General features: G+C 69.3%; 14 protein-coding genes and 1 tRNA gene. 12 read left to right on the forward strand and 3 right to left on the reverse strand.

Translation table 11 applies throughout. The annotated features are described in order from the left end of the window. Window positions 1-20: 20 nt before the first annotated feature. The 3 genes from trpC to trpA all read left to right on the forward strand — a co-directional run bounded on the left by trpC (window position 21) and on the right by trpA (window position 3,127). Complete coding sequence (gene trpC / locus ACSEEN_RS06170; RefSeq protein WP_247863962.1) at window positions 21-839, forward strand: indole-3-glycerol phosphate synthase TrpC; 819 nt, start codon at window positions 21-23, stop codon at window positions 837-839. 90 nt (window positions 840-929) lie between these two features. Next, complete coding sequence (gene trpB, locus ACSEEN_RS06175) at window positions 930-2,270, forward strand: tryptophan synthase subunit beta (RefSeq protein WP_440712645.1); 1,341 nt, start codon at window positions 930-932, stop codon at window positions 2,268-2,270. Further along, complete coding sequence (gene trpA, locus ACSEEN_RS06180) at window positions 2,267-3,127, forward strand: tryptophan synthase subunit alpha (RefSeq protein ID WP_440712646.1); 861 nt, start codon at window positions 2,267-2,269, stop codon at window positions 3,125-3,127. Before trpB ends, trpA begins: the two co-directional genes overlap by 4 nt. Before the next feature lie 64 nt (window positions 3,128-3,191). On the opposite strand, the gene ACSEEN_RS06185 is transcribed toward trpA, so the two are convergent. Beyond that, complete coding sequence (locus tag ACSEEN_RS06185) at window positions 3,192-3,827, reverse strand: TetR/AcrR family transcriptional regulator (protein ID WP_440712647.1); 636 nt, start codon at window positions 3,825-3,827, stop codon at window positions 3,192-3,194. Between the two features lie 99 nt (window positions 3,828-3,926). Here ACSEEN_RS06185 and ACSEEN_RS06190 point away from each other — a divergent pair, with 99 nt between their 5' ends. The 7 genes from ACSEEN_RS06190 to ACSEEN_RS06220 all read left to right on the forward strand — a co-directional run bounded on the left by ACSEEN_RS06190 (window position 3,927) and on the right by ACSEEN_RS06220 (window position 12,148). Next, window positions 3,927-4,889 (forward strand): AurF N-oxygenase family protein, encoded by a 963-nt coding sequence (locus ACSEEN_RS06190; RefSeq protein WP_440712648.1) that lies wholly within the window; start codon window positions 3,927-3,929, stop codon window positions 4,887-4,889. Beyond that, complete coding sequence (locus ACSEEN_RS06195; protein ID WP_440712649.1) at window positions 4,886-5,734, forward strand: DUF4873 domain-containing protein; 849 nt, start codon at window positions 4,886-4,888, stop codon at window positions 5,732-5,734. The genes ACSEEN_RS06190 and ACSEEN_RS06195 overlap by 4 nt, the downstream gene beginning before the upstream one ends. A gap of 14 nt (window positions 5,735-5,748) precedes the next feature. Beyond that, window positions 5,749-7,398: an FAD-dependent oxidoreductase gene (locus ACSEEN_RS06200; RefSeq protein WP_440712650.1), complete on the forward strand. Its 1,650-nt coding sequence runs from the start codon at window positions 5,749-5,751 to the stop codon at window positions 7,396-7,398. Between the two features lie 65 nt (window positions 7,399-7,463). Further along, entirely contained in the window at window positions 7,464-9,272 is a 1,809-nt protein-coding gene (gene lgt, locus ACSEEN_RS06205) for a prolipoprotein diacylglyceryl transferase (protein WP_440712651.1), read from the forward strand. Window positions 9,273-9,282: 10 nt separating this feature from the next. Next, on the forward strand, window positions 9,283-10,716 hold the full coding sequence (pyk, locus tag ACSEEN_RS06210) for a pyruvate kinase (protein ID WP_371307665.1): 1,434 nt from the start codon (window positions 9,283-9,285) through the stop codon (window positions 10,714-10,716). Window positions 10,717-10,761: 45 nt separating this feature from the next. Next, on the forward strand, window positions 10,762-11,676 hold the full coding sequence (locus tag ACSEEN_RS06215) for an acyl-CoA thioesterase (RefSeq protein WP_247863957.1): 915 nt from the start codon (window positions 10,762-10,764) through the stop codon (window positions 11,674-11,676). Continuing rightward, window positions 11,669-12,148, forward strand: a complete 480-nt coding sequence (locus ACSEEN_RS06220) for a hypothetical protein (RefSeq protein ID WP_247863956.1) — start codon at window positions 11,669-11,671, stop codon at window positions 12,146-12,148. Before ACSEEN_RS06215 ends, ACSEEN_RS06220 begins: the two co-directional genes overlap by 8 nt. A gap of 27 nt (window positions 12,149-12,175) precedes the next feature. On the opposite strand, the gene ACSEEN_RS06225 is transcribed toward ACSEEN_RS06220, so the two are convergent. Together ACSEEN_RS06225 and ACSEEN_RS06230 are read right to left on the reverse strand one after the other, a co-directional pair. Beyond that, window positions 12,176-14,233, reverse strand: coding sequence for a CocE/NonD family hydrolase (locus tag ACSEEN_RS06225; RefSeq protein WP_440712652.1), 2,058 nt, complete (start codon window positions 14,231-14,233; stop codon window positions 12,176-12,178). An 89-nt stretch (window positions 14,234-14,322) separates the two neighbouring features. Next, window positions 14,323-15,117 (reverse strand): copper homeostasis protein CutC, encoded by a 795-nt coding sequence (locus tag ACSEEN_RS06230; RefSeq protein ID WP_440712653.1) that lies wholly within the window; start codon window positions 15,115-15,117, stop codon window positions 14,323-14,325. Window positions 15,118-15,207: 90 nt separating this feature from the next. On the opposite strand from ACSEEN_RS06230, the gene ACSEEN_RS06235 reads away from it, so the two are divergent. Both ACSEEN_RS06235 and ACSEEN_RS06240 read left to right on the forward strand, forming a co-directional pair. Then, window positions 15,208-15,289 (forward strand) — tRNA-Leu (locus tag ACSEEN_RS06235). Between the two features lie 56 nt (window positions 15,290-15,345). Continuing rightward, entirely contained in the window at window positions 15,346-15,963 is a 618-nt protein-coding gene (locus ACSEEN_RS06240) for an ANTAR domain-containing response regulator (RefSeq protein ID WP_247863953.1), read from the forward strand. The last annotated feature ends 108 nt before the right edge of the window (window positions 15,964-16,071 follow it).

Here is a 16,071-nt window from a genome sequence, read left to right on the forward strand (position 1 = left end):
GCGAGAAAGGGGCTGGTTCGGTGACTGGCGGCACAGTACTCGACTCGATCATCGAGGGCGTGAAGGCCGACGTCGCCGCGCGCGAATCCGTTCTCGATCTGGCCGCGGTGAAGCGGGCCGCCGAGCGCGCCCCCGAGCCCCGCGACGCGACCGCCGCGCTGCACCTTCCCGGGATCGGCGTGATCGCCGAGGTCAAGCGGGCGAGCCCGTCGAAGGGCGACCTCGCCAACATCCCCGACCCCGCGGACCTGGCCCAGGCCTACGAGGCCGGCGGCGCCCGGATCATCAGCGTCCTCACCGAGGAACGACGATTCCGCGGCAGCCTCGCCGATCTCGACGCCGTCCGCGCCGCGGTGAACATCCCCATCCTGCGCAAGGACTTCATCGTCGGGCCGTACCAGATCCACGAGGCGCGCGCGCACGGCGCGGACGTGATCCTGCTGATCGTGGCGGCCCTGGAGCAGCAGGCGCTGGCCTCGCTGCTCGACCGCACCGAATCGCTCGGGATGACCGCGCTGGTCGAGGTGCACACCGAAGAAGAGGCCGACCGCGCGCTGGAAGCCGGTGCGACCGTCGTCGGCGTCAACGCGCGCAATCTCAAGACGCTCGAGGTGGACCGCGACTGCTTCGGCCGGATCGCGCCGGGCCTGCCGTCGAACATCATCAAGATCGCCGAGTCGGGTGTCCGCGGCACCGCCGACCTGCTGGCCTACGCCGGCGCCGGAGCCGACGCCGTGCTGGTCGGCGAGGGCCTCGTCACCAGTGGCGACCCCCGCCAGGCGGTCTCCGACCTGGTGACCGCGGGCACGCATCCGTCGTGCCCCAAACCGTCGCACTGACCAGCCCACCACCTCCGGGAGCACCGAACCCGCGGCACCGCCCGGGTCCGATTCGCGCATCCATCGAGACGACGAGGATACTGAGGAACCGTGACCGAACATTCCGCAGACGGCGGCTCGCCGCGTTTCCCCCGGGCCAGCGACGGTGTCGCGCAGCGCTCGCCGATCGGCCCCGATGAGAAGGGCCACTGGGGCGTGTTCGGCGGCCGGCACGTCCCCGAGGCACTGATGGCGGTGATCGAGGAGGCCACCGCCACCTACGAGAAGCTCCGCACCGACGATGAGTTCTTCGCCGAGCTCGACGGTCTGCAGCGCGACTACACCGGGCGGCCGTCGCCGCTGTATGAGGCCACCCGCCTGTCCGACGAGGCCGGGGGCGCGCGGCTCTTCCTCAAGCGGGAAGACCTCAACCACACCGGCTCACACAAGATCAACAACGTTCTCGGCCAGGCGCTGCTCGCCAAGCGGATGGGCAAGACCCGGGTGATCGCCGAGACCGGCGCCGGTCAGCACGGCGTCGCCACCGCCACCGCGTGCGCGCTGCTCGGCCTGGAATGCGTGATCTACATGGGCCGCGTCGACACCGAGCGGCAGGCCCTCAACGTGGCCCGGATGCGGCTGCTGGGTGCGGACGTCGTCGCCGTCGAGACCGGTTCGGCGACGCTCAAGGACGCCATCAATGAGGCGCTGCGCGACTGGGTGGGCAATGCCGATGACACCTACTACTGTTTCGGCACCGCCGCCGGACCGCATCCGTTCCCGATGATGGTGCGCGACCTGCAGCGCATCGTCGGCATGGAGTCCCGCGTCCAGATCCTCGATCAGGCCGGCCGGCTGCCCGACGCCGTCGTCGCCTGCGTCGGCGGTGGCTCCAACGCCATCGGCATCTTCCACCCGTTCATCGACGACGCCGCCGTACGCCTGGTCGGGTTCGAGGCCGCGGGCGACGGCGTGGAGACGGGCCGGCACGCGGCCACCTTCACCGGCGGCAGCCCCGGCGCCTTCCAGGGCGCCTACTCGTACCTGCTGCAGGACGAGGACGGGCAGACCATCGAATCGCACTCCATCTCGGCCGGCCTGGACTACCCGGGCGTCGGACCCGAACACGCCTACCTGCGGGAGACGGGCCGCGCGGAGTACCGGCCGGTCACCGACACCGAGGCGATGGACGCCCTCGCGCTGCTCTCGCGCCGCGAGGGCATCATCCCGGCGATCGAGTCCGCGCACGCCGTCGCCGGCGCGCTGAAACTGGGCCGCGAACTGGGGGAGGGCGCGATCATCGTCGTCAGCCTGTCCGGGCGCGGCGACAAGGACGTCGACACCGCCGCGGAATGGTTCGGGCTGTTCGGCAAGCCGCCGTCGGAGTTCGAATACGCCGCCCAGCAGGCCGCGAAGGCCCAGGCGAATGAGGCACAGGAGAACCATCAGTGAGCACGCCCGCACCCGACAACACCCGGCCCGCTCGCGGAGTTCATGCTGAGCCCCGTCGAAGTGCTCCCGGCGCCGAGTCCCGCCTCGGCGAGACCTTCGCCGCCTGCCGCGCCGAGGACCGCGCCGCCCTGATCGGCTACTTCCCGGTCGGCTACCCGACGGTCGACGACTCCCTCGCATCGCTGCGCATCATGGTCGAGTCCGGCTGCGACATCGTCGAGGTCGGCATCCCGTACTCCGACCCGGTGATGGACGGCCCGACGATCGCCAAGGCCACGCAACTCGCCCTGGCGAACGGCAGCCGCGTGCGCGACGTCTTCCGGGCCGTGGAGACCGTGGCCGGCGCCGGGGCCGCCCCCGTCGTGATGGTCTACTGGAATCTGGTCCTCAAATACGGCGTCGACGCCTTCGCGCGGGACCTCGCCGCCGCCGGCGGCCTCGGCCTCATCACGCCGAACCTCATCCCCGACGAGGGGGCCGAGTGGGAGGCCGCCTCCGACGCGCATCACCTGGACCGCATCTACCTGGTGGCGCCGTCGTCGACGCCCGAACGGCTGGCGATGACCCTCGATCACTGCCGCGGCTTCGTCTACGCGTCGTCGACGATGGGCGTGACCGGTGCGCGCGACGCCGTCGACAACCTCGCCCCCGAACTCTGCGCGCGGATCCGCGAGCACTCCGACATCCCGATCGGCGTCGGGCTGGGTGTGCGCGACGGGCGGCAGGCCGCCGAGATCGCCGAATACGCCGACGGCGTGATCGTCGGCTCAGCGCTGGTCTCGGCCGCGACGCAGGGGCCGGGGGAGTTGTCCAGCCTGGTCACCGAGCTCGCCGAGGGCGTCCGGAAGGTCGGGTAGCCGCCCCGGTCGGTGCGGCGGCATGATGGCCCGCCCGCACCGTTCGATCCGGGCGTCCTGAGTGTCAGACGGTGGCGACGCCGCAGGTCAGTGCCGCGTCGCCGGATCTGGCGCGGAGTGCCGTGAGCGCCGGCACCAGGAACTGCCGTGCGTAGTCTTCCGGTCCTGTCGCACCGTCGATGCCGACCACGCCGCCCGGAATCAGCACCAGTGAGTGGATCTGCCTGGCCACGAATTCGGCGAACTGAGACCGCAGCACCGGGTCGGGGAGTTCGTCGCAGACGAGCGGTTCGACGAACGTGCGCGCCAGATCGAGGGCGCTGCTGTGCTCGGCGACGATGTACTGCTTGATCGCGTCGGGATTGACCTTGAGGGTCGTCTGCAGCGCCTGATGACCGCGCAGCCACCGGTACCCGGCGCTGAAACCGGCGATCAAGCGGTCGTCCGGGTCGTCGATGCCCTGCACCGACTCGGTGATCGTCGTGAAGAACCGCTGGAGTTCGGAATCGACCACCGCGCGGATCAGCGAGTCCTTGCCGTTGAAATGCATGTACAGGGTCGCGCGGCCGATACCGCCGAGACGGGCGATCTCGTCCATCGAGACTTTCCGGAAACCCGTCGTTTCGGCCAGCCCCAGTGCGGCCCGGAGGATCCTGTCGCGGGTACTGGCGGCGGTTCGAGGGCCCGGACGACGTGACATAGACGCAGTCTACCTCGGTGTCTGCCCGAGCCCTGACGCATTTATAGACAGATGGATGACATATGTCTATATGACTGCTAGCGTTCGAGAAGACAACCGATGGGCGTGCGGCCCGTCGATCGTGAAACAGGTTGGAGGCCCGCCATGACGATGTTCTCTCCCCCGGTGCGTGCGGTATCGCCGAGTGATCCGGAGGCGGTCGCCGACCGTCTGCTCGATGCCTCGTCGCGCCGCTCGTACGATTCGGCCGTCGACATCGACTGGGATGCGCCACAGGATCCCGATGTCTTCTATCTGCCGGTCGAGTTCGTCTCGCTGTACGGCACCCCGATGTGGGAATCGATGACGCACCGTCAGCGCGTGGAACTGTCGCGGCAAGAGGTGGCGAACCTGCTCAGCCGCGGCGTCTGGTTCGAGAACACCCTCAACCAGGGGCTGCTGCGGACGATGCTGTACCAGGATCCGTCGGCCCGGGAGGTGCACTACGCGCTGACCGAGATCGGCGATGAGACCCGCCACATGATCATGTTCGGGCGCGGGGCTGCCGCCGTCGGCGCGCAGCCCTACCGGCTCTCCACGCTCGAAGCACGGGTGGTGCAGTGGATGCCGGTCGCGTACCGGGGCGTGATGCTGTGGGTCGCGGCGCTCTGCGGCGAGGAGATTCTCGACGACCTGCAGCGCAAGGCGGCGCACGATCCGGCTATTCAACCGATCGTCGCCCAGATGTTCCGTATCCATACGGCGGAGGAAGCCCGGCATATCAGGTATGCGCGAGAGGGCGTTCTCCGGCGTCTGGAGCGTTCATCGCGGTGGGAGCGGTTCGTCGTGGGGCAGACGAACGGCATCGCGGGCTTCGTCCTGCGCCGCATCATGTACAACGAAGAGGTCTATCGCCGGACGGGCCTGGATCCGAAGGAAGCGATGCGTCAGGCGCGCGCCAACGAGCAGGTGAACGCCCTGCGACGCGAAGCCTTCCAGTCGCTGTATCGCTTCATGACCGACAACGGGCTCATGGGGTCGATCGCCCAGCGGATGTGGCGGCACTACGGGTTCCTGGAGTGAACGCCGTCGTCGGCGCCGCGACCGATGTCGCGGTGCGCGGGAAGGGTGAGGGCATCGGCGAGTTCGTACGCCGCGCGCGGCCGGCGCTGAAGAGCGACGTTCTCACCGTCGCCCCGGACCGGCCGGTCGCGTTCGACGCCGACCTGGACAAGTGGGTCATCACCGGCGGCGACGGGACGACCCGCGCGGTGGACGTGATCATCGATTCGGCGGAGGCACCCCACCGCCGCGGACTGCTCGACGAGAGCGACTCACGACGGCGTTTCGGCGAGCACAGATACCTCGGTGTCGCCCGGCACGGGTTCCCGAACTACTTCGTGGTCACCGATCGCATGTCGGGCCGCTACGCAGCCCGCTGCGTCCAGACACTGGTCGAACGCCGTTGCACGCGTGTCGAGGTCCGGGGACACGCTCAGGCTCAGGCGTCGCGAAACATCGACGGCCGGCGCGAGCATCTCAACCCGGTGATCGGTAAGCGTCCCCGTCTCGGCGATTTCGAGTTCACTCGCCGGGACGATCGCGAGGAGGGCGAGGACTACCGCGGCCCGGCCGTTCTGCACGACGCCGACGGCGGCAACGTCGATGTCGAGATACACATTCTGGCGGTGTTCCAGCCGATCGACAATGCGATTCGCTGGTCCGGGCGGATCCTGCCCACCCCCGTGCTGGCGTCGCTGCACCGGACCGTCAACCAGCCCGTGACGCTGACCATCGGATCGAATCCCCCGGTGCCCGGCCTACTGGTCGACCAGGACCCGTGGGGCGGATCGCGCATCGTCGGCGCCGGTTCCTGTCCCTACCCGCTGCCGCTCCTGAAGGAGCTGGCCGAGTCGTCGGATACGTAGCGAGGAGTCCTGCCGTGTCTTACGTCATCACCCAGAACTGCTGCAGCGACGCCTCCTGCCTCACGGCGTGTCCGGTGGGCTGCATCCACCCGACACCCGACGAGCCGGGATTCGGTGCCGCCGAGATCCTGCACATCGATCCGCACACGTGCATCAACTGTGGAGCCTGCGCGGACGCCTGCCCGATCGGGGCGATCGTGCCGGACACGGATCTCCGCGGTGACCAGCGATGGTTCGCCGAGGTCAACGCCGGCTACTACGCCGATCATCCGACGTCTCCGCGGTGGGAACGCCGCGAGGTGCCCGGCATTCACGCCGGTGCCGGCGGTCTGCGGGTGGCGATCGTCGGATCCGGAGCGGCGGCCTGGTATGCCGCACGATCGCTTCTGCGCCACCCGGGCGTCGAGGTGACCATGCTCGACAAGCTGCCCGTTCCGGGCGGTCTGATCCGCTATGGAGTCGCCCCCGACCATCCCGAGACCAAGTCGGTGACAGGTCAGTTCCGGTGGATGCGCGGGCAGCAACAGCGGTTTCACCTCCACCTCGGAGTCGAGGTCGGTACCGATGTCGACCATTCCGATCTGATGCGCCACCACCACGCCGTGATCTACGCGCACGGAGCTCAGCATGAACGCCCGCTGGCCGTGCCGGGCGAAGAACTCACCGTCGGTGCTCTGGCGTTCGTCGGCTGGTACAACGACCATCCCGACCATCGAAGGCTCTCGCCGGATCTGACCGGCCGGCGCGTGGTGATCGTCGGCAACGGCAACGTGGCACTCGACATGGCCAGGATCTTGGCGGCACCGCCGCAGACGCTGACCGGTACCGGGACGGCCCCGCACGCCCTGGCCGCGCTGCGTGCCTCGCGGGTCGAGGAGGTGGTGATCTGTGGCCGCCGAGGGGTCGAGCACGCCTCGTTCACCGCTGCGGAGTTGCACGGTCTCATGCAGACACCCGGAGTACAGGTGGTCGTCGATGCCGCGGACCTGGCCGCGGCCCCGGAGTCACCGAAGGCCGACCTGCTGCGAATCGCCGCCGGCACCGGGCGGGTGCCGGGTGCCCGGCGCATCGTCTTGCGATTCGGCACCGAGGCGACCGAGATCACCCGCGGAGACGAGGGACTCGATGTCGTACTCCGCGGCGCGGACGGACGGTGCCGGACACTCGAGGCGACGCTCATGCTGCGCGCCATCGGCTTCCGTGGCGGCGCGATCGACGGGGTGCCGTTCTGTGCGGAGACCCACACGATTCCGAACGACGGCCACCGGGTGATCGACCCGCGCACCGGCGAGGTGCGCAGCGGTGTGTACGCCACCGGATGGGCGGCGCGCGGACCGCACGGGGGAATCGGCGTGAACCGCACCTGCGCGGAAGGTGCTGTCGAGACGCTGATGGCGGACTTCGCCGCGGGGACACTCGAGGAACCCGTCGCCGGGGGTTTCGCCGAGTTCCTCCACACGCGGTGCCCGTCGGTCTGCACCATCGACCATCCCGGCGGCTACGCGGACGCGTGGCAGCGCGCGGCGCGGGTGGCGGAGGGCGGATGGCCGACGGGACGGGGCGTGGAATCCGGCGGTGCGCGGCGCGGGCTGTTGCCGCTGTGGCACAAGGGTCCGCTCCGCTCCCGGGCGGACACCGGAGTGGCCGACGGGGCGACGTCGTAAGACACCACGGTTCCGCGACAGCGACGGGGACCCGACGTGGAGAGTCGGTGCTTTAGGGTGGACGCGTGAGTCACACGAGCGTTCTCGCGTACCTGCCCAGTCCTCCGCAGGGGGTCTGGTACCTCGGACCGGTACCCCTGCGCGCCTATGCGATCTGCATCATCATCGGCATCGTCGTCGCCGTCTGGTGGGGCGACCGGCGCTGGCAGGCCCGCGGCGGCCGGCCCGGCGATGTGCTCGACGTCGCCCTCTGGGCGGTGCCGTTCGGCCTGATCGGCGGCCGGCTCTACCACGTGGCCACCGACTGGTATCGCTACTTCGGGACCGATGGCCGCGGTATCTCCGGGGCGCTCGCCATCTGGGACGGTGGTCTCGGCATCTGGGGTGCGGTACTGGTCGGCGCCCTCGGCGCCTGGATCGGCTGCCGCTGGAAGGGCATCAAACTGCCGCCGTTCGGCGATGCGATCGCGCCGGCGATCCTGCTGGCGCAGGCCATCGGGCGCGTCGGCAACTACTTCAACCAGGAACTGTACGGCGGTCCGACCACGCTGCCGTGGGGCCTGGAACTGTATGTGCGCCGCGACGGCGCCGAGACCGGGATCTCGCTGCCCGACGGGGTGTCGACCGGCGTCCTGCACAGCGTGGTGCACCCGACGTTCCTCTACGAGGCGCTGTGGAACGTGCTGGTGGTGATCGTGCTGGTGCTGCTCGACCGCCGCTTCCGGATCGGGCACGGCCGGCTGTTCGCGCTCTACGTCGCGGGCTACTGCGCGGGCCGCTTCGGGGTCGAGCTGCTGCGCACCGACGCCGCCACCCACATCCTCGGCATCCGGATCAACATCTTCACCGCGGCGATCGTGTTCCTGTGCGCGGCCCTCTACTTCGTGCTCGCCCCGCGCGGCCGGGAGACCGGGTTGTCGATGTACTGGCCGCGTCGCGCCGAAGAACTCGCCGCCGAGGGTGAACTGGGCTATGTCCCGCCCGCGCTGGACGACGATGAGCCGGAACACGTGCCGGTCGCCGTCGGTCCCGGCACCGCGGACCTCGACGCCGAGGATCTGGACGACGCCGAGGATCTGGACGCCGAGGATCTGGACGCTGAGGACCTGGACGCAGAAGACCTGGAGGCGGAAGCGCTGGGGGCGGAAGACCTCGACCGGGAGGTTCTCGACGACGACATCCTGGCCGCCGAGGACCGGGCCGCCGACGAGGCCGACGACGCCGGGTCCGGCGCCGATGCGACCGTCTACACGGTGGTCTCCGATCCGGCCTCGCAGGTCGGCGGCATCGAGATCCGCGAGGTGATCGCCAGCGCCGCGGACACCGGGATGGTCGTGCTCGCCCCGAAGACCGCCGCGGAATCCCTCGCCGAGTCCGCCGAGTCCGACGAGGACGCCGCGGCCGATCCGGGCGCCGCTGCCGACGAGACCTCCGACGAGGATGCGGCCGTCGCCGAGGACGAGATCGCTGCTGAGGACGAGACTGCCGCTGAGGACGAGGCTGGCGCTCAGGACGAGACCGTTGATGAGGACGAGACCTCGGGCACGGATGAGTCCGAGACCGACGAGCCCAGCACCGACGAGCCCGAGGCCGGCGAGTCCGCAGAGCCCGCCGACGATCAGCCCGGCACCGACGAGTCGGCGGACCCGGACGTGGACGACACCGAAGAGCACGCCGACACCGACGAGCACGCCGACGCCGACGCCGACACCGATTCCGGACCCGCCGAGGCCGTCGACGACGACGCCGAGACCGTCACGAATCCGGCCGGCGTGAGCGTCGTCGACGTCGACGACGAGGAACTCGCCGACGACGAATTCGGGCCACTGTCCGAGTCTCGAACTGAAGAGGAAGGTTCGGGCCCGAAGGACTAGCCTTGGTGACGTGACCCGTCGAACCAAGATCGTCTGCACCCTCGGACCCGCCACCAATACTCAGGAGCGCATCACAGAGCTCGTCGAATGCGGGATGAACGTCGCCCGCATGAACTTCAGCCACGGCACCCACGACGACCACCGGAAGGTCTACGAGCTGGTGCGCCGGGCCGCCGAGATCACCGGCAAGCCGGTCGGCATCCTCGCTGACCTGCAAGGACCGAAGATCCGCCTCGGCTGGTTCGAGGACAACGGTCGCCCCAACGGGGCCGTCGACTGGCTCAAGGGCGAGGTCGTCCGCATCACCGTCGACGACGTCATCGGCAACCACGACCGCGTGTCGACCACGTACAAGCAGCTCGCGGCCGATGCGCAGCCCGGCGACCGCCTGCTGGTCGACGACGGCAAGGTCGGTCTGACGGTCGAGGAGATCGACGGCAACGACGTGGTCTGCCTCGTCACCGAGGGCGGCACCGTCAGCAACCACAAGGGCCTGTCGCTGCCCGGTATGAACATCTCGGTCCCGGCGCTCAGCGAGAAGGACGTCGCCGACCTGGAGTTCGCCCTCGGGCTCGGCGTCGACTTCGTGGCGCTGTCGTTCGTGCGGAGCCCCGGTGACGTCGAACTGGTCCACGAGATCATGGACCGCGTCGGCCGCCGCGTGATGACCGTCGCGAAGCTGGAGAAGCCGGAGGCCATCGACAATCTGGAGGCCATCGTGCTGGCCTTCGACGCGATCATGGTCGCGCGCGGCGACCTGGGCGTCGAGATGCCGCTCGAGCAGGTCCCGCTGGTGCAGAAGCGCGCCATCCAGATCGCCCGCGAGAACGCGAAGCCGGTGATCGTCGCGACGCAGATGCTCGACTCGATGATCGAGAACTCGCGCCCGACGCGCGCCGAGGCGTCCGACGTCGCGAACGCGGTGCTCGACGGGGCCGACGCCGTGATGCTGTCCGGCGAGACCTCGGTGGGCGCGTTCCCGTTCGAGACGGTCCGCACCATGGGCAACATCGTGGTCGCCGCCGAGGAGAGCCGCCGCGAGGTGCCGCCGCTCAAGCACGTGCCGCGGACCCAGCGCGGAGTGCTCACGTACGCCGCCCGTGACATCGGCGAACGCCTCAACGTCACCTCGATCGCCGCGTTCACCGAGACCGGCGACACCGCGCGCCGCATCGCGCGGCTGCATTCGCGGCTGCGGCTGATGGTGTTCACCACGCAGGAACTCACCCGCAATCAGCTCACTATGAGCTGGGGCGTCGCGCCGTTCCTGGTGCCCAAGGCCGGCAGCACCGACGCGATGATCGACCAGCTCGACGAGTTCTGCGAGGTCAACGGCGAACTCAAGCGCGGCTCCGTGGTGGTGGTCGTGGCCGGCGCCCCGCCGCAGGTGCCCGGCTCCACCAATCTGCTGCACCTGCATCGGATCGGCGAACAGGACCACTGACGCGCCTGGGCCCGGAGCGGGCCGGGCGTCGAATAGGGTTGTGGGATGACCCGCAACCTGAACGACCCGAGCCATCAGATCAAGGTGGAGACCGAGGGCGGCGATCTGGGCAAACTGATCGAGCTGCTCGACATCGAGCAGGTGTCCGACGACGTCTTCCTCGGACGGCATCCCGAGCAGAAGACCGCCCGTACCTTCGGCGGTCAGCTGCTGGGCCAGGGCGTGGTCGCCGCGGGCCGGACACTGGTCCGCGGCACCCCGCCGGTGCACGCGCTGCACGCCCACTTCATTCGCGGCGGCGACGTCAACAAGCCGATGGAGTATCACGTCGACCGGTTCCGCGACGGCAAGGCCTTCGCCAATCGGCAGGTCACGGCCAAGCAGGACGGTGAGGAGATCTTCACCATGCTGGTCGCCTTCCAGGACAACAACGTCGGTCTCGAGCACGCCGTGAAGATCCCGCTGGTGCCGTTCCCAGAGGAACTGCCGACGCTCGGCGAGCACTTCAAGGGGTACGAGGACCAGATCGCGCTGTTCGTCAACGCGCTGCACCCGATCGACATCCGGTTCGCCAACGACCCGACGTGGAAGGTGAAGGACGCGGGGGAGACCCTCACACACAACCGGGTCTGGATGAAGGCCGACGGCGCGATGCCCGACGATCCGCTGCTGCACGTCGCGGCCATGGCGTACGCCTCCGACACGACCGTGCTCGATTCGATCATCACCACCCACGGTCTGTCGTGGGGGATGGACCGGCTGTTCGCGGCGACGGTGAACCACTCGATGTGGTTCCACCGCGAGCCGCGATTCGACGAGTGGATGCTGTACGCCACCGAGTCGCCGGTGGCGGCGGGTTCGCGGGGCATCGGTTCGGGCCGGTTCTTCATGCGCGACGGCACCCTGGCGACCTCGGTGGTGCAGGAAGCCCTGATCAAGTACTTCCCGCCGCGTGACTGACCCGGGGCCGGGGATGCCGCAGATCCAGTACTTCCAGCCGCGCGGTGCGTTCCTGCCGCCGCGCGCCTGGCGCCGCCACGACCACGGCTGGGTCTGGGTGGTCAGCGTGCTCGCCGCGCTGCTGCTCGCCGCCGTCACCGCGGTGGTGCTGGTCTTCGGCATCGCGAGCACCACCAAGTTCACCGCCAGCGGCTACGTCCGGGTCGACTGCGCCACCAAGAAGGCGCTCGACGGCGGCCCGATCGGCCGCGGCTCGCGGGTGCGGCTGTACGACGCGCACAGCGGTTCCCTGATCGCGACCACGTCGCTCGACCGGGCCGTCGACGTCGAGGCCGGCAAGGGCGCCTGCTATGAGGGTTTCCGGATCCACGACGTCCGCGTCGTCTCCCGCGGCTACCTCGTCGAGATCGATGATCAGCCGGGTCAGCTGGTGTCCCGGGATGCACTGGAGGCCGGCACCGTTCTCGAATGAGAGCGGCACCGGCCTCCGGGCGCGGGGTCAGCGCAGCGGGCGGTCCACCGGAACCGAGACCCAGCTCGGGTTCTTCGGATCGATCTCCAGGTACTGCGGGCCGAAGCGGCTCGCCCACATCTCCGGGCCGAGCGGCAGGGCCTTCGGCGCGTTCAGCGAGTAGACGTCGATCCGCAGCCGGTCACCCGGGTGCAGCGCCGCCTGCGTCGGCGTCATCGGGATGTTCACCGGGAGGATCTGTCCCGGCTTCACCGGCTTGTAGTGGTTCAGCGAGAGGTACAGGAACGGATCGACCAGGTCGCCGTTCGCCGCGAAACCGCTGCGGGAGCGATCCACTTCGCGGAGTGACACCACCAGCTGGCCCATCGAGATCACCTGGGAACGGCCGTCGGGGGAGACGACGTTCACCGTCACGTGCCAGTAGCCGTCGGTGGCGCCCAGCCGCTGCAGCAGCTGTACGCCGGGCCAGCCGGAGATCCGGGTCAGCTGCTTCACGGGGGCGGTCGTGAAGGTCTGCGCCGCGACCTCGGCGAGCCGGTTGTCCCGGACGCAGAAATCGAAGACCGCCGTCACACCGGCGGCGCCCTGAGCGCCGTCCTTACCGCAGATGTTGCTCAGACCCGGCTGGACCAGGCGGGTGGTCCGGGTGACCGGAGCCGCCGACGACAGCGAGCCGTCACCCGCGACCGGGGTGCCCACCGAACCCGACGGCTTGCCGGTCAGGTACTGGCGCTGGTGCGTGTACCCGGGCAGCGGGAAGCTCGGCCCCTGAACGAAGTTGTCGCGCGGCATCGAGGCCAGCGTCGCCGGGTCGTAGCGGTCGATGCCGTTGTCGATGCCCTTGAGCCACTTGTCGTACCAGGCGCGGGCCAGCACGTTCATCTTCGGCGGATTGCCCGGCGTCCCGAACTGCGAGCCGACGGTCACGTGGTAGCCGTCGTCCATGATCAGCTTCTTCTGGCTGGTCGGTAGCTGCTTCAGGTTGGTCAGCAGCCGCGCCTCGCTGTTGGTGAACAGGTCGTTCCAGCCGCCGATCGCGAAGGTCGGGGTCGTGATCCGGCCGACGTCGGTGTTGAGCGCGGTGCGCCGGTCGGTGCCCTCGGTGAGCAGCGCGCGGGTGTCCCCGGTCGCCTGGCCCGGGCGCTGCATGCTCAGGGCCTGCGCCATCACATCGAAGAAGGTCAGCGGATCCTTGACGCGATCGGCCAGCCACTGCCAGTCGAAGGTGCCGTTCAGCATGGAGGCGACGTTCGGGATCAGCTTGGTGGTGTTCACCAGGGTGAGCCACAGGGACAGGAAGCCGAAGCCGACGCCACCGCCCGGTGCGACGACGTCGCGGACCAGATCGGCACCCGGCACGATCGGGAAGAGCGCGCCGATCTTGCCCGGCTGGTCGGCCGCGGCCTGCAGCTGGTTGATACCCGAGTACGACGCGCCGGCCATGCCGATCTTGCCGTTCGACCACTTCTGCTTCGACGCCCAGTCCACCACCTCGACGGTGTCCTTGCGCTCCCGCGGACCGAACACCTGCCAGGTGCCCTGCGAGAAGCCGGTGCCGCGAACGTCGACGACCAGCATGTTGTATCCCGAGCGGATCAGCTTGGGATCGTAGGAGAAGCCGTCGACGAAGCCGCTGCGCAGCGAGCCGACGAGGTCGTTGTAGCCGGACAGCACGGTGCCCCGCAGATTGATCGCGTTGAGCAGGGCGATCAGCTCCGGCATCAGCACGGGGAAGTTCATCACCTCGGAGGCGAGCGCGCTCACCATCTTGGTGTACGGCGTCATGTTCACGATCGTCGGCATCTTCTTGTCGATCGCGTGACCGCGGGCATCCGCGGGACGGATCAGGTTGCCGCGCAGGACGGTGCCGTCACTCATCCGGATCGGGACGTCCGGGGTCACCGTGTAGCCCGGATACTTCTGCGGGCCCTCCGCCGTCTTGGTCCACTTGGCGCCGAGCGCCCCGAACACGGCGGCGTCCGACCGTGGCGGGCTGACGACGAGCAGCGCGCCCGCGGCGATCAGGATGGGAACGAGTAGGAGGACCAGTAAACGGCGCAATCGCGCCGCGGTGACCTGAACCATGTGACAGACAACTCCCCGACTTAGAGATGTGAGACTTCCTGTGATGTTACTGAGACGTAACGTAGCGTAGCGGACGTCTCTAACGATGTCTACGTCCCCCCGCCGCGGCAGCGGCGGATTTCCCGGTATGCCCGTTCCACCGTTTCCGGGGAGGTGACCTCCAGGTCGCCGGCCGTTCCGCCGCCCGGACCGGCGGCTCCCGGGTCCGGTTCGACGGTCTTGGCCGACAGGTGCACGGCGTCGACGCCGAGGGCGCACAGCGGGGCGATGTCGTCGATGGTGACGCCGCCACCGGCCATGATCTGCACGCCGGTGCCGGCCTCGACCAGTCGCCCGAGTTCCGCCAGGCCGAGCCCGACGCGCGCGGCGCCGCCCGAGGTGAGCACCCGGTCGACACCGAGACCGGCGAGCGTCCGCAGCGCGGCCACCGGATCGGCGGCGACGTCCATGGCGCGGTGGAAGGTGACCTCGACGCGTCGCCCGGCGGCTCGTTCGGCGGTGCGGGCGGCATCGACCAGCCGCCGGGTGCCGTCGAGATCCAGTTCGGCGTCGGGAGTGAGCGCGCCGATCACCACCCCGGAGGCGCCGAGTTCGACGGCGAGCGCGACGTCGTCGACCAGTACGGAGATCTCGCCGGGGGAGTAGACGAACCCGCCCGGCCGGTTCCGGAGCAGGACATGCACGGCGGGGAGCGGCGCGTCGTGCCAGACGCCGGCGCAGGCGCGAAGGGTGCCCGGCGACGGGGTCAGTCCGCCGGTGGCGCCCAGCGCGGCGCAGAGTTCGATGCGGTCGGCGCCGGCGGTCCGGGCGATCGCCGCGCCGGCGGGGTCCTGCACGGCGATCTCCAGAAGCGGGCCGGCGGGGTGCGAGGGTGAGGACGACATGCTCCGATCCTGCCGCGTCACGGCGTGTCCGGGAGGGTGAATGTGTACGACGGCCGCCGGGTCCGTACACTGCACTACGCACGTTCACCAGCCCCGGTGGCGAAATTGGCAGACGCGCCGCACTCAAAATGCGGTCTCGAAAGGGGTGCCGGTTCGAGTCCGGCCCGGGGCACTGTCACCTTCCTCGCCGGTGTCCGGCGAGACCACCGATCGAGAAGATGTGAGTCGATGAGCGAAGCCGGGTCCACGCCGGACCAGCCGCGTACCCACCGGGTGGTCGTCGCCGAGGACGACTCCCTGATCCGCATGGACCTGTGCGAGATGCTGCGCGATGAGGGCTACGACGTCGCCGGCGAGGCTCCCAACGGGCAGGTCGCGGTCGATCTGACCGAGTCGCTGCACCCCGACGTCGTCATCATGGACATCAAGATGCCGGTGCGCGACGGGATCGACGCGGCCAGCGAGATCGCCCGGAAACGACTCGCCCCGGTCGTCATGCTGACCGCCTTCAGCCAGCGCGACTTCGTCGAGAAGGCCCGCGACGCCGGCGCCATGGCGTACCTCGTCAAGCCGTTCAACCAGTCCGATCTGGTGCCCGCCATCGAGGTCGCCCTCAGCCGCTTCCGTGAACTCAAGGCGCTCGAGGACGAGATCTCCGGGATGAACGAGCGCTTCGAGGCGCGCAAGCTCATCGAACGCGCCAAGGGCCTGCTGATGGAGAAGCAGGCGCTCACCGAACCGGAGGCCTTCCGGTGGATCCAGACCAACGCCATGGACCGCCGCGTGACGATGAAGGCGGTGGCGCAGGTCGTCGTCGAGACCCTGGGCGGCGACACCGCTTCCTGAGCCCCGTCTGTTAACACTGGGAAAATCTCGATGCCGGCGACCGGGGAGTTCGTGGGAAAGCTCACACCCAACGCACAGATTCCGCTTATCTTTTGCCCAGGTCTTTCG

It is taken from the genome of Gordonia marina, from assembly GCF_052036135.1.
In the GTDB taxonomy this organism is placed as follows: Bacteria; Actinomycetota; Actinomycetes; order Mycobacteriales; family Mycobacteriaceae; genus Gordonia.

Bases quoted from the DNA above. Each gene is read 5' to 3' on its own strand.
- ACSEEN_RS06185 (WP_440712647.1), bottom strand. From the start codon at position 3,827: ATGTCACGTCGTCCGGGCCCTCGAACCGCCGCCAGTACCCGCGACAGG.
- ACSEEN_RS06190 (WP_440712648.1), top strand. From the start codon at position 3,927: ATGGGCGTGCGGCCCGTCGATCGTGAAACAGGTTGGAGGCCCGCCATG.
- ACSEEN_RS06215 (WP_247863957.1), top strand. From the start codon at position 10,762: ATGACCCGCAACCTGAACGACCCGAGCCATCAGATCAAGGTGGAGACC.
- ACSEEN_RS06225 (WP_440712652.1), bottom strand. From the start codon at position 14,233: ATGGTTCAGGTCACCGCGGCGCGATTGCGCCGTTTACTGGTCCTCCTA.
- ACSEEN_RS06230 (WP_440712653.1), bottom strand. From the start codon at position 15,117: ATGTCGTCCTCACCCTCGCACCCCGCCGGCCCGCTTCTGGAGATCGCC.
- ACSEEN_RS06240 (WP_247863953.1), top strand. From the start codon at position 15,346: ATGAGCGAAGCCGGGTCCACGCCGGACCAGCCGCGTACCCACCGGGTG.